12 protein-coding genes and 4 pseudogenes are annotated in these 13,508 nt (G+C 37.7%); 12 read left to right on the forward strand and 4 right to left on the reverse strand.

The features are described from left to right. Positions 1 to 125: 125 nt before the first annotated feature. From CWATDRAFT_RS01390 to CWATDRAFT_RS01405, 5 genes and pseudogenes are all read left to right on the forward strand, one after another. On the forward strand, positions 126 to 1,187 hold the full coding sequence (locus CWATDRAFT_RS01390; protein ID WP_007303296.1) for a tetratricopeptide repeat protein: 1,062 nt from the start codon (positions 126 to 128) through the stop codon (positions 1,185 to 1,187). A gap of 8 nt (positions 1,188 to 1,195) precedes the next feature. Then, positions 1,196 to 1,777, forward strand: coding sequence for a helix-turn-helix domain-containing protein (locus CWATDRAFT_RS01395; protein WP_007303150.1), 582 nt, complete (start codon positions 1,196 to 1,198; stop codon positions 1,775 to 1,777). A 64-nt stretch (positions 1,778 to 1,841) separates the two neighbouring features. Then, positions 1,842 to 2,483 carry a transposase gene (locus CWATDRAFT_RS01400; RefSeq protein WP_007303297.1) on the forward strand — a complete coding sequence of 214 codons (642 nt, stop codon included), beginning with the start codon at positions 1,842 to 1,844 and terminating at the stop codon, positions 2,481 to 2,483. 345 nt (positions 2,484 to 2,828) lie between these two features. Then, positions 2,829 to 2,981 (forward strand): annotated as a pseudogene (locus tag CWATDRAFT_RS39185) (transposase); the annotation flags it as partial. A 135-nt stretch (positions 2,982 to 3,116) separates the two neighbouring features. Further along, on the forward strand, positions 3,117 to 3,560 hold the full coding sequence (locus CWATDRAFT_RS01405) for a hypothetical protein (RefSeq protein ID WP_035824050.1): 444 nt from the start codon (positions 3,117 to 3,119) through the stop codon (positions 3,558 to 3,560). Between the two features lie 16 nt (positions 3,561 to 3,576). Here CWATDRAFT_RS01405 and CWATDRAFT_RS41590 read toward each other — a convergent pair whose 3' ends face one another. Together CWATDRAFT_RS41590 and CWATDRAFT_RS32610 are read right to left on the reverse strand one after the other, a co-directional pair. Further along, on the reverse strand, positions 3,577 to 3,849 hold the full coding sequence (locus CWATDRAFT_RS41590; RefSeq protein ID WP_007303298.1) for a transposase: 273 nt from the start codon (positions 3,847 to 3,849) through the stop codon (positions 3,577 to 3,579). A 280-nt stretch (positions 3,850 to 4,129) separates the two neighbouring features. Next, positions 4,130 to 5,569 (reverse strand): annotated as a pseudogene (locus CWATDRAFT_RS32610) (NF041680 family putative transposase). A 79-nt stretch (positions 5,570 to 5,648) separates the two neighbouring features. Here CWATDRAFT_RS32610 and CWATDRAFT_RS01425 point away from each other — a divergent pair. From CWATDRAFT_RS01425 to tgt, 3 genes and pseudogenes are all read left to right on the forward strand, one after another. Further along, positions 5,649 to 6,044: pseudogene (locus CWATDRAFT_RS01425) on the forward strand (hypothetical protein). Between the two features lie 601 nt (positions 6,045 to 6,645). Beyond that, positions 6,646 to 7,449, forward strand: coding sequence for an MOSC domain-containing protein (locus CWATDRAFT_RS01430; protein ID WP_007303302.1), 804 nt, complete (start codon positions 6,646 to 6,648; stop codon positions 7,447 to 7,449). A gap of 38 nt (positions 7,450 to 7,487) precedes the next feature. Next, on the forward strand, positions 7,488 to 8,600 hold the full coding sequence (gene tgt, locus CWATDRAFT_RS01435) for a tRNA guanosine(34) transglycosylase Tgt (protein ID WP_007303303.1): 1,113 nt from the start codon (positions 7,488 to 7,490) through the stop codon (positions 8,598 to 8,600). Here the strand turns inward: tgt and CWATDRAFT_RS39195 are convergent. Continuing rightward, the gene (locus CWATDRAFT_RS39195; protein WP_007308906.1) at positions 8,557 to 8,715 is read right to left on the reverse strand and encodes a hypothetical protein; all 159 of its coding nucleotides are present in this window, start codon (positions 8,713 to 8,715) and stop codon (positions 8,557 to 8,559) included. The two genes, tgt and CWATDRAFT_RS39195, sit on opposite strands and share 44 nt — an antisense overlap. A gap of 125 nt (positions 8,716 to 8,840) precedes the next feature. Further along, positions 8,841 to 9,500, reverse strand: a complete 660-nt coding sequence (gene lipB, locus CWATDRAFT_RS01440) for a lipoyl(octanoyl) transferase LipB (protein ID WP_007303304.1) — start codon at positions 9,498 to 9,500, stop codon at positions 8,841 to 8,843. A gap of 510 nt (positions 9,501 to 10,010) precedes the next feature. Here lipB and hpf point away from each other — a divergent pair. The 4 genes and pseudogenes from hpf to CWATDRAFT_RS01460 form a co-directional block, all read left to right on the forward strand. Next, on the forward strand, positions 10,011 to 10,610 hold the full coding sequence (hpf, locus tag CWATDRAFT_RS01445; protein ID WP_007303305.1) for a ribosome hibernation-promoting factor, HPF/YfiA family: 600 nt from the start codon (positions 10,011 to 10,013) through the stop codon (positions 10,608 to 10,610). A gap of 230 nt (positions 10,611 to 10,840) precedes the next feature. After that, complete coding sequence (locus CWATDRAFT_RS01450) at positions 10,841 to 12,031, forward strand: NAD(P)/FAD-dependent oxidoreductase (protein WP_007303306.1); 1,191 nt, start codon at positions 10,841 to 10,843, stop codon at positions 12,029 to 12,031. Between the two features lie 33 nt (positions 12,032 to 12,064). Beyond that, on the forward strand, positions 12,065 to 12,766 hold the full coding sequence (locus tag CWATDRAFT_RS01455) for an HAD-IA family hydrolase (RefSeq protein ID WP_007303307.1): 702 nt from the start codon (positions 12,065 to 12,067) through the stop codon (positions 12,764 to 12,766). Positions 12,767 to 12,957: 191 nt separating this feature from the next. Beyond that, positions 12,958 to 13,455, forward strand: a pseudogene (locus CWATDRAFT_RS01460) (SDR family oxidoreductase); the annotation flags it as partial. Positions 13,456 to 13,508 lie beyond the last annotated feature (53 nt).

Raw genomic sequence — 13,508 nt, forward strand, 5'->3', positions numbered from 1 at the left:
TGGGTGTAACCTTTTAAAGAATAGGGTTTTGCTTTTATTCAGCAAACCCTACTTAACCGTTTTTAATGCCATATAATGAACACTAAAAAACAAATTATTCCTACACTGACTATCAAAACTGTTCCATGTTACGTACTCTCTTCCCCATTGTCCTAACAGTCTCCCTCGTAGCAACTCCCTATGTAGGGATGACACAAAGCATTGAACAGTTATTTCAACAAGGTAATCAAGCTCAAAATGAAGGTAGATATAGGGAAGCAGAAAGTATTTGGCGACAAATTATCTCAATTGACAGCAATAATGCCATAGCTTACTTCTATATTGGTTTAGCGTTAAGAAAGCAAGGGAAATTGGAAGAAGCGACCGCCGCCTATAAAAAAGCCATAGAACTTGACCCTAACTATTCTTTTGCTTACAACAACATGGGTAATGCTCTAAGAAAGCAAGGGAAATTGGAAGAAGCGATCGCCGCCTATAAAAAAGCCATAGAACTTGACCCTAACGATGCTTTTGCTTATAACAACATGGGGTTAGCCCTAGATGATCAAGGGAAATTGGAAGAAGCGATCGCCGCCTATAAAAAAGCTATAGAACTTGACCCTAACTATGCTACGGCTTACTACAACATGGGTAATGCCCTAAATCGTCAAGGGAAATTAGAGGAAGCGATCGCCGCCTATAAAAAAGCCATAGAACTTGACCCTAACTATTCTTTTGCTTACAACAACATGGGGGTAGCCCTAAGAAAGCAAGGGAAATATGATGAAGCCATTGCTGCCTATAAAAAAGCCATAGAAATTAACCCTAACTATGCTTTTGCTTACAACAACATGGGGGTAGCCCTAAGAAAGCAAGGGAAATATGATGAAGCCATTGCTGCCTATAAAAAAGCCATAGAAATTAACCCTAACGATGCTTTTGGTTATAACAACATGGGGTTAGCCCTAGATGATCAAGGGAAATATGATGAAGCCATTGCTGCCCATAAAAAAGCCCTAGAAATTGACCCTAACCTTGTTTTGGCTCAAAATAACCTGAAAGAAGCTGAACGTCTTTTAGCCATAAATAATAATCCTCCCCTTCCTAATATCGATGATAGAGATTATCTCCCCACAGAAACCCAAGAAGGCCTAGTGCAGCTTGGCGAAAGTAATCCACCAGATTTTTACAGAAACTTTCGTGACTAGCCACGACAATGTGTTTCAATGAAACTAACGGAAGAATCTCGAAGTTGATGTCCATGATAAAAGCATTGCCAATTAACCTCTCCAACCTACAGAAAACAGTACTCCAACAAATAGTGAGAGGGACAACAAACCCCTATCGCCTTGTTAGACGAGCCAAGCTAATCTTAGCCGCAGCATCAGGAGAGAGCAATAGTTCGATTAGTCGAAGATTAGAATTAGACCGAGTACAAGTGCGTCAGTGGCGATCGCGATGGTTTGAGGAGAGAGAAAAACTGAGTGCCGCCGAAGAACAACAGGTAACGGAGAAAGCATTAATGGTCTTGATCAAAGGAATTTTAAGCGATCGCCCAAGACCTGGAACAACAAAATCCTTTACGGTCGAACAAGTAGTCCAGATTGTAGCGATCGCTTGTGAAGAATGTGAAAAATCAGACAGACCAGTGAGCCATTGGACACCTTCAGAGTTGGCGGATGAAGCCATAAAAAGAGGAATTGTCGAAAAGATTTCCCCCCGTAGTGTGGGGCGTTTTTTAAAAAGAAGCGACATTACAACCACATCTCGTTCGTTACTGGTTAAATGCCAAAATTGATGATCCCTTAAAATTTAAAAAGCAAGTCAAATATATCTGTGAACTTCATCAAGAAGCTAAAACTTTGTTAGAACAAGGAATTCATTTAATTAGTACAGATGAAATGACAGGGATTCAAGCTCTTGAGAGATTATTTCCGAACAAAAGAGTCAAGCCTAAACAAGTAGAAAAAATCAAATTTGAATATGAAAGACACGGAACTTTAAGCTTGATTGCGAACTGGGATGTGGCAAGAGGAAAAGTTGTTAGTCCCTCTATTGGACCGACAAGAACAGAACAAGATTTTTCTGAACATATCCAGAGAACGATTAAGATTGATGAAAAAGCAGAATGGATTTTTATTGTAGATAAACTCAACACTCATAAATCGGAAAGCTTAGTCAAATTAGTAGCAGAAAGCTGTGGAATTACTATTGATTTGGGGAGAAAAGGAAAGGAGGGGATTCTGCAATCTATGGACAGCAGAGCAGATTTTTTATCAGATGAATCTCATCGAATTCGCTTTGTTTATATTCCCAAACATACATCGTGGCTTAATCAAATTGAGTGTTGGTTTTCGATCTTAGTCAGGCGTTTACTCAAAAGAATTACTGTCCGTTCAACTGAAGAACTATCCCAAAAAATTCTCAATTTTATTGATTACTTTAATCAACATTTTGCTAAGCCGTTCGTTTGGAAATTTAAGGGCTTTAAAGATCATAAGTGACTGGTGGATTATTTTTGCTAAGCTGCACTAGCTCTATGATTGGCACTTATAATGGCTATGAATGGAAAGACGATGTGTTAACAGTACCTATGACAAAGGACTAATTGCCGAGAGCCGTGTGAGGTGAAAGTCTCATGCACGGTTCGGACTGGGAGTAGTGGTAGGTGACTACCACTTCGACCCCTAATTAGAAAATAAGCATGTTCCTCAATTAAAGCCGAAAGATTTAGAGCAGGTGCGGAATGCACCGCCGCTTTCCACTGCCGCGTTCCAGCAGGAGTTGAAATCCTGCTGGAACGCGGCAGCGCATTCGACGCCTTTAATTCAATTCAAGGTGGGTCGGCGGTCAAAACTGCTATTGGCTGTGACTTGGGTATCAAGAAACTGTTAGCTTTGAGCAATGGAGAATTGATAAAAAATCCTCAATTTGAGAAACGCTTGTCAAAAAGGAAAACCATTAGACAACGCAGATTATCTCGTAAAAAGAGGGGGTCATCTACTTTGCTAGGGGTTATCTAGAAAAAGCGATCGCAACCTAAACCCCTAGTAAAAGTTCTATCACTTCTTAGTTAACCCATAGTACAACTTTCCAGAATAGATTTAAGCGATCGCTTAATTAGAGGATTAAATATTATGTGTCGCTTTCTATCCTCAAAAAAGGTGATGAGGTTTTTAAAGGTTATTGTTGTCTTCTTGCTGTTTATCATTATTGTTGGAGTTCCTTGGCTTGATGTCTTAGCAAATAATGCTCCCAAGCAAGGATCTCAAAATGTATCTGATACCATTAACAATTTTCTGACCATGCTGGGTGGTGGTGGGATCGGAATGGCAGGAAACCAAGTGATAAAAAGGAAAACTTCCCCCCCTAGTGAACACGCAACCTCTAGCAATACCTCGACCGATTTGATGAGAAATCCTTTGTACAAAGCGTACATAGATCAGCTAAAAACGGACTTGTTCAAAAAACTTGCCATAGTAGAAAAAAGACAGAAGGCCTTGCACAGCAAGATCAACAATATTGAGTTTTTTCTGGGGAAGAAGTATCAAGAATTTGACCGTAAAGACACACTTCACTAATTAAGCGATCGCACCGTTAACCCCTAATTGACCTAGCTAATTTATGGTTTTTTCCCGCCGACCCACCTTGAATTGAATTCAAGGCGTGGAACGCGGCAGTGGAAAGTGGCGGTGCATTCCGCACCATATTTCTAATAGCTAAGTCTTCTATCGCAATTAAGTCATTGTCTCGCACAAGTTTAGTGGTTAACTCGTGGAGAAAGTCGCTACGAGCATCTTTAATTTGAGCGTGTACTTTAGCTACTTCTAGACCAGCTTTATAGCGGTTATTTGAGTCTACTGTTATCATAATCTTACAGTAAATTTATGGTCGCTTCGGAATTATTGTCATGAAAAGATACAAAATCAAGCCCTGGATAATTTTACCTATATTAAGTCTCATCACAGCTATCTGTTTAATCGGTTGGCAAACTCAGGGGTAAATTAAGTCAGGCTACTCACTTGGACTTTGGACAAAAAAAGTTTGTTAGCGTATATTTTACGCTAAACTAAAATCCCAAAAAATCGGCTCTGTATCAGTCAATAAAATTGGCTGACAAATAGGGCTAATCTATAGATTCTGAGGAAAACTAAGGAGCTTTTAAGTTTTTAGTTGATTTTTTGCTCCCTTTCTTGATAACATCATGACGAGTTCGTGGGGCTTTTTTGTAACCTTTAATACGTCCGGAAGAAAAACCTCGACGTTTGGGAAATTTGGCGAAAGTCCCCAAGGTCGTAATTATTCTTGAAAAGTCTCTTTGAACTAGACTAGGGGTGATTTTGATGGATTTATTAGTCTTCAAATACTGTTCCCAATCACGGGGTAAAACCACAGCTAATTTTCTGGCAGCCCACGAATTTACGTAAGAAAGAAGTGTTAGTTTAAACCAATTTTCTTCATGATGTACATCGGGAGTTAAATAAGATGTCATCAATAATCTTTGTTTACCAAATCGAAAAAGATGTTCCATGTCATAACGTTGTCGATAACACTGATAACAATCAACTAAACTTAACTCATCGCGCCGAGAACCAATAACAATAAGCCACATAGGTTTCCAAATACTATTTCTTTCTTGAGCTCTGACAACAATCTGGAGTAAAGTAAAGGGGTGATTGTTCATTTTATAGTTTTTAGTTCCTCTCATTAACATCTGTTTCCATCCCGAAATAGTCACTGTTAATTGACGACCTTTTTTCGTTGTAAAGGGAACATGATGAACTTCATCAGGTTCAGTCCAAGTTTGGTCATCTTTAAGGTCAAATTTATCCCCATACCAACGGGGATGTCCCGAAGTTTTGGCTTGATTTGGGTCCCGAATAAATTGACGATAAAAAACTCGGTCACTTCTAACTCTTGTAATAGTAACTACGTCTTCGTGCTTAACTTGTTCCCCAATAAAATCCTTTTGGCTGTAGTCACTATCAGCCACTAAGACAGATAATTTATCAGAAAATAAAGAACTTTGCCAGATTTTTTTTAGTTGTTGATTGCCTTGATTTACTCCTTTATGTTTAGAGGGGACTCACTCTCCTGATAAGGGGACAGCCCAAGGGACTTTTTCTGTGTCTATTTGGTCAGGTAAAGCGCAGACAACGGAATAACAATTTCCAATATTAATGGGTTTATTTCCCTTAATTGGATTGGGGTAATGAATAAAGGTTTTATCCGCTAACGTTTCGCCAAACCGTCGTGGACAGGGAGTTGTGTCAATACCAAATAAGTTATAATGTTTTGAAGTAGGAGGAATTGTTCTCGATACCGCTGAAAATAAAGTCTCAATTCTCTGTTCATAATTAGGGTCAGTTTGAGTGGGTAAAAACTCTTGAATTCCTCTATATAAACTGTTATAATCTCTTCTAAATAAAGGATTGAGAGACAATTCAACGACTGAGTGAGCTTGTTGGTTACTGGAGAGGGCATCGAGTAATTCTATAATAGTTTCTTTTCTAGCTTTTAGTCCTTGGAAGAGGTTAGACCTCCACACCAGGAATTCCTCGACAGACGTAGCCGTTTCATTTTTGGTCATTTTTAAAATTTATTACCTTATAAATTAGCGGAATATATACGCTAACATCAAAAGAGGTTGTTTGTTACAGTTAAGGCTAATGTCATCACATTCCGAACTTAAGACCAGTCAAGATGTCCACCTGAGAGCCAAACAAATTAAGAGTCTAATTCGCTCTCTTAAACAGAAAATAAAGAAAATTGAACGGGAAGGGGAAGTAGCACCAGCTAATTGTCATATTATTCGTTATCAGGTTAATGGAAAGGGAACAATCTACTGGTATTATAAACTACAGGCTGCTGAATCAATTTTTCCTATGGCCACTAATAATGAGAAAAAAACCAAATATAAATATTTAGGACGAGCCGGAAGTTCTGCTCATATTGATGCTGTAGAAAAACTCACTAGAAGAAATCTCATTGATGAATGAGAACGAGTCATTCAATCTCTAACTGAAAGCTACTTAGATATCTATATTGGAACCGAAACTGAATGAAGCTATTTAATATTTAAAATCCCCTAAAAAGATGGAAAGAGAGTTTTTAAAATCACCTTAATTCTCTATTTTAGCTCTGGAGATATGTTTAGCGTAAAATTTACGCTAACAATTGTTTTTTATCCAAAGTCCAATACTCACCTCTAACCCTAGCCACCCCCGCCCCTCCCAGGAGGTGAGCCAGGAGGTTAACTGAATTTCTAAGCTATGAATTTTTATCTTTCTTCCAAAAGAAGACCCTCGGCAAAGCCGAGGGGATGAATTTTGGGCAAAATACCTCGACTCGTAGTACAATGGTAGGTAGCGGTAAAGCGCATCGGAATATTAAGGGGATTGGCTTCCCTTACCTCAGATCTTCGGGACAAATATCGCCCTAAGAATTTTAAAGGTGACGCGACTGGTAGATTAGGTTTAGCGGTGACGCACAGCCAAAAAATTAAATAGATTTTAGATCCGTTTGCGGTCGGTGCGCCCGTGAAAGTTAAATAATACGGCACAGTAATGGCGGTCTGACGGGGACTATTTCGGTAGTCTAGTTAAAAGTCTATATGGGAATCCCTCGCGCCTCTCGCGACGGGAGGTTCAATACAGTGATGACAGTATGGAGTTAATCAACCAAAAACCTTTTCTAGACAAAATCATCATCTATCCCATTAAATCTTTAGATGGTTTATCTATTTCGCAAGCAACACTGCTCAAAGGCGGTGCTTTAAAATATGACAGACAATGGGCAATTTTTACTGAAGGAAAAAAGTTAATTAATGCCAAAAGTAACAACAAAATATATAAACTCAGAGCAACTTATAATAATAGTTTAAGTCAAGTTACTTTGGAACATAGAGATAATAACTTAAAGCAAACCTTTGATTTACAACGGGAAATGAAACAAATAGAAATTTTCTTAAGTGACTATTTTGGTTGTTTGGTGTATTTAAAAGAAAATAAATTCACTGGCTTTCCTGATGATAGTAACGCCTCTGGACCAACTATTATTAGTAAAGCCACCTTACAAACCATTGCTCAGTGGTTTCCTGACCTAACAATAGAGGAAATAAGAAGAAGATTCAGAGCAAATTTAGAAATTAATGGAGTGTCGGCTTTTTGGGAAGATCAATTGTTTGCCAATAAAAATGAATGGGTCGATTTTAGGATCGGTAATGTTAATTTTCAAGGTATTCATCCTTGTCAAAGATGTATTGTTCCGACAAAAGACTCTTATATAGGAACAATAACAAACAACTTTCAAAAACAACTTATAACCAAAAGAAAAGAAACCTTACCCAGTTGGGTAAACCCTAGCCAGTTTAATCATTTCTATCGAGTAAGCGTTAACACAAAAATCATCAACCTACAACAAGAAAGCTCCTTAAAAGTTGGAGATGAAGTGGAAATAATGAATAATTGATAACTGATAACTGGTAACTGATAACCGATAACTGAAATATGGTCTTTTCTTTTCAACTACAAAAAAAATGTCTTCATACTCAAGCCAGAGTCGGAACTTGGTCAACCCCTCATGGTATCGTAGAAACCCCTAGATTCATGCCTGTAGGAACCCTAGCAACGGTGAAAGGGTTAACCCCGGCACAACTGGAAACAACGGGCGCACAGATGATTTTAGCCAACACTTATCACCTACATCTACAACCAGGGGAAAAGATTGTGGAAGCTGCCGGAGGTTTGCATAGCTTTATGGGGTGGAATGGTCCTATTTTAACCGATTCTGGGGGCTTTCAAGTTTTTAGCCTCAGCAAACTCCGAAAAATTAGAGAAATTGGTGTTACTTTTCGTTCTCCTCGGGATGGTAGCATCATCGAGTTAACCCCTGAACGATCTATCCATATTCAAAATGCTTTGGGTGCAGACGTGATCATGGCTTTTGATGAATGTCCCCCAGGAGACGCTGATTATGACGCTGTAGCAGCAGCAACCGATCGGACGTATCGCTGGTTAGAAAGGTGCATCAAAGCCCATCAGAGACCCCAGGATCAGGGTTTATTTGGCATTGTTCAAGGGGGAACCTATCCTAAGTTGCGATCGGATGCGGTATCTGCTTTAATTCCTTTAGATTTACCCGGATATGCCATTGGTGGGGTGAGTGTGGGGGAAGAACCGGCCTTAGTCCGTGACATCGTTAAATTTACCACTCCCTTGCTCCCTGAGTCTAAACCCCGTTATTTGATGGGGGTGGGAACTTATAAGGAGATGGCGATGGCGATCGCTTCTGGGATCGATTTATTTGATTGTGTTATTCCCACTCGTTTTGGTCGTCATGGGACGGCATTGGTACGAGGGGAACGCTGGAACCTCAAAAATGCCCGATTTAGAGAAGATTTTAGCCCTTTAGACCCTGAATGTCCTTGTTACGTTTGTAAAAACTTTTCTAGAGCTTATTTAAATCATTTAGTGAGATCGCGGGAAATGCTCGGTTATATCCTCCTATCGTTGCACAATGTAACAGAATTAGTGAGGTTTACCCAACGCATTCGTGAGGCTATTTTAAATGATAGTTTTACCGAGGAATTTGCTGATTGGTTAAAAGAAGATTTTCCTTAATTTTTATTTTGATGTCAGAATTGCCTGTTATACAGTTACTATTTTCTAAATGTGTTTCCAATATTGTTAGAAAACGGATCGCTATGGGACCATTCTTAACTCTACCACCACCCATGGCATAAATTTCACCATTAATATATTCATGTTTTTCTTTTTTTTTCCTTTCATAAGAAGTATTCTTCAGGAGTTAATAATGGAAATGAGTCTTTTCTTGCTATTATAATAGTTGATTGAGAAAACTTATATCAGTTCAATTTCAAATACTTTGGAAAAGATTTCAATAACTTTTGCTTCTATTTCTTCTAAACTAATTCCAGGTGTAAATTGCTGTAAGCTACCCACGGGTTTATCTTCAATACCACAAGGAATAATATTTTGAAAACCTTGTAACTCTGGACAAACATTAATAGAAAATCCGTGCATTGTTACCCAACGTTTAACTTTAATCCCAATAGCTGCAACTTTGCAATTATTAACCCAAACCCCTGTTAATCCTGGAATTCTTTCTCCTGTAAGTTGATAATGCTTTAAAACTTGAATAATCACTTCTTCTAGTTGTCTTAAATACCAGTGTAAATCCTGTTGATAATATCGTAAATTAAGGATAGGATAACCTACTAATTGACCCGGACAATGGTAGGTGACTTCTCCTCCTCTTTCTGTGCGATATACTGGAATTTCGCTCTGTTTCGGGTCAAATTTGATAAACTTGGTACTAGAACCTGTTCCTAATGTATAAACGGGAGGATGTTCTAACAATAATAGGGTGTCCTCTAAGCTAGGATCGTCTAGACGTTGCTTAACAAGCGATCGCTGTATCTCCCAGGCCGCTTCGTAGGGAGTTGTACCTAATTTTTGCAGTATACACCGTCTGGGTTTAAATGAAGTTGCAGTATACATAACTATTGACAAAGTTTTGACAGCAAATATTTAAGAAATATAAAGAGATGCAAAGGAAAATAAAAAGAAAACAAAGACCTATGTTTAGAACAATACAAAGTGTTAGGCTAAAAGTATACAGAGTTTGTTTTGGAGAAAGGCATTGAAAGAAACGCCACCAAAAGAGGTTTTTCTCAGCAGTTCTTCCCCTAGCCAACTAACGAGTGTTTTGGGGTGAAGATTAGGGACTGGGATCAGGGAGAGAAATAAGACTATTTAAGCTATTATTGAACTCTCGCCCTTCTATCATTAGAATATCTTAATCTAGGTTAAATTAAGCAATCAAGCAAAACCGATTAAGAGAGTAGAAAAGAGGTCAAGGAATTTATGAATCAACCAAGGTATCCGACTCCATTGTTATTGAATTAATCCGATGATAGGGATTAGTCTATCTCAGCAAAAAGGAGAGGAATTATCCTCAGTTTTCTCTTTTAATTCTACAACAGCGAAACAACGAATGGAGTATTGAGTATGAAGCTTTTAATTCAAGGCAATAATATTGATGTAACCGAATCGATCAATGATTACGTTAAACAAAAACTAGAAAAGGCAGTCAAACATTATCAAACTTTTACTACAAAAGTTGATGTTCATTTATCTGTTGCTAAAAATGCTCGTATTACTGATAAGCATAAGGCCGAAGTAACGGTTTATGCTAATGGTACAGTGATTCGGGCCCAAGAAGGTAGTGAAAATCTTTATGCAAGTATTGATTTAGTTTCCGATAAAATTTCTCGTCAGCTTCGTAAATATAAAGAGAAAGTAAGTAATCATAAACCCCAATCTTCTGCAAAATTGCCAGAAGTTTTGCCAGAAAAAGAAGTTTCAGAAGATTTGATCGGCGATCGCCAGGCAGAATTACCTCCCGAAGTAATTCGCATGAAATATTTTGCTATGCCGTCAATGTCCATTGAAGAAGCAAAACATCAACTAGAATTAGTAGATCATGATTTCTATATGTTTCGTAATCAAGAAACCGAGGAAATTAATGTTATCTACATGAGAAATCATGGTGGTTTTGGTATCATACAACCCCGTGAAGCTAATGAAAATGATCACACAAGTGCCTAATTAATTAGAGCGTTGCAAGATGATCTAGAGCAAATTTTTTAGGGGAGTAAAATCATTTTATTCCCCTTTTTTCTTATTTTTGCTTCAAATGTGAGTCGTAACAGTATTCTAGACTCTACAACTAGGATGGTTGTAGCTACGGGTATCAGCATTCATTTGCCGAAACGATGTTAATCATTGATTCTCTAAAATGTTAAGATATATTATGAACCGTATCATAAAGGCAATTTATGAGTGAACAACCATTACGCATTTGCATTGTTGGGGGAGGGTTTGGGGGACTGTACACTGCTTTACGTCTCACCCAGTTTACTTGGGAAGAGGATCAGACTCCTGAAATTATCTTAATTGATAAAAGCGATCGCTTCTTATTTACTCCCCTTCTCTATGAGTTAATAACAGAAGAGATGCAAACGTGGGAAATAGCCCCCCCTTATGAGGAACTTTTAGCAGATACACCGATTCGCTTTCATCAGGGTTGTGTCACTGGTATTAATATCGAAAACAAACAACTAGAATTGGATAATCATAATAGTCTACATTATGACCGTTTGGTGTTAGCAATGGGGGGAAAAACTCCCTTAGATAATTTTAGTGGTGTTAAAGATTATGCCATTCCTTTTCGTACTTTAGAAGATGCTTATCGTATCAAAGAAAGATTACGCTTATTAGAAGATAAAAAAGCAGAGAAAATTCGTATTGCTGTAGTTGGGGGCGGATATAGCGGTGTAGAGTTGGCTTGTAAATTTGCAGATCGTTTAGGGGATACAGGGCGAATTAGATTGGTTGAAAGAGGAGATAAAATACTCAGCAACTCTCCCGAATTTAACCGAGAAGTTGCCGAAAATGCCTTAGAGTCTCGAAGAGTTTTTATCGATCTAGAAACAGAAGTCACTCAAGTTAGTTTCGATAGTGTTTCTTTATCTTATAAAGGAAAGATTGATAGCATTCCTGTTGATTTAGTATTGTGGACTGTGGGAACTCAAGTTATCGAAATGGTCAAAGAATTACCGTTAGAAAAGACAAGTAATGGACTATTAAAAATAACCCCTGAATTACAAGCCATTGAGCATCCTGAAATTTTTGCTATTGGTGATTTAGCAGCTTATTATGATGAATCTAAGGAGCCAATTCCTGCAACGGCACAGACAGCTTTTCAACAGTCTGATTATTGTGCTTGGAATCTTTGGGCTTCGATTACTGAGCGTCCACTGTTACCTTTTGCTTATCAACCATTAGGAGAAATGATGGCTCTGGGAATAGATAATGCTACATTATCAGGATTAGGAGTTAACTTGGATGGCTCGTTAGGTTATATTGCCAGAAGATTAGTTTATTTATACCGTTTACCAACCCTAAAACATCAAATCAACGTTGGTATTAATTGGATGACTAAACCATTAACTGACTTGTTATTATAATAGTTAGAAGGTTAAGAAAAAAATAGAGGGTTTATGAAACAACCAAAAGTCATTTTTTTAGACGCTGTTGGCACTTTATTTGGGGTGAAAGGAAGTGTAGGGGAAGTGTATCGTTATCTCGCTGCAGAGGTTGGGGTAGAGTGTGATGCTTCCCTTTTAGAAAAAGTGTTTTATCAACAGTTTAAAAAAGCTCCTCCTTTAGCTTTTCAGGGGGTGGACATTATGATGGTTCCAGACTTAGAATATCAATGGTGGTATCGGGTGGCTTATGATACTTATACAGAGGCAAATGTCATAGATCAATTTAGTGATTTTGATGGCTTTTTTAGACAACTTTATGATTATTTTGCCACCCCTCATCCTTGGTTTCTTTATACGGATGTTTTCCCTGCTTTACAACATTGGCAAAAGCAGGGCATAACATTAGGGATTATCTCAAATTTTGATAGTAGAATATATGAGGTACTAGATATTTTTGGCTTAACTAATTTTTTCCAAACTATAACCATTTCTTCTACCACAGGAAAAGCAAAACCTGATTCTCATATCTTTATTAAAGCTTTAGAAAAACATAATTGTAAACCAGAAGAAACTTGGCATATTGGAGATAGTAGAAAAGAAGATTATGATGGTGCAAAGTCTGTTGGGATTAATCCTTTTCTATTAGAAAGAAATGAGGAAGTATCTAGATCAGATTACACAATTATTGATTCAATGGAAAGGTTAACTTTATGAGGAAAACGTCTACGATAGTTAATTTGGTGGTCGTATTATCAACAGTTTTAGAAAAGTTAGTAATAGATATTAGTTTTGCCCACCCTACATTTAAGGATAGAATGAGATCAGGTGGGCAAATTATAAACAATTTTAGAACAGGTAGTAATAGATATTAGTTTTGCCCACCCTACATTTAAGGATAGAGTAAGATGAAAAAACTTTTAGTTACAGGTGCAAGCGGATTTCTTGGTTATAATCTTTGTCAGTATGCTCAAGAAAATTGGCAAGTTTATGGCAGTTATTATAACCATAAACTTGATTCAAAAAATATTAACTTTGTCAAGGTTGATGTTACAAATATTGATGAATTACAGACAATATTTAAGCAGATAAAACCCGATGCAGTAATTCATTTAGCAGCAGCATCAAAGCCTAATTATTGTCAAAATAATCCAGAAGATTCCTATAAAATAAATGTAACTGCTTCGGGGAATATTGCTAAATTATGCGCTGATGTCAATATCCCTTGTGTTTTCACCTCAACTGATTTAGTTTTTGATGGTTTAAATCCTGCTTATAAGGAAAGCGATCCCGTTTCTCCTATTAGTTACTATGGAGAACAAAAAGTAAAAGCAGAACAAGAAATGTTGATTATTTATCCCAAAACGGTAATCTGTAGAATGCCCTTAATGTTCGGGTGTGATTCGTTGGGCTAGAAAGCTTGTACCAAGTATAAGTGTGTAGCCCGTTCTGTACCTTT

The organism is Crocosphaera watsonii WH 8501 (genome assembly GCF_000167195.1).
Classification (GTDB): Bacteria; Cyanobacteriota; Cyanobacteriia; order Cyanobacteriales; family Microcystaceae; genus Crocosphaera; species Crocosphaera watsonii.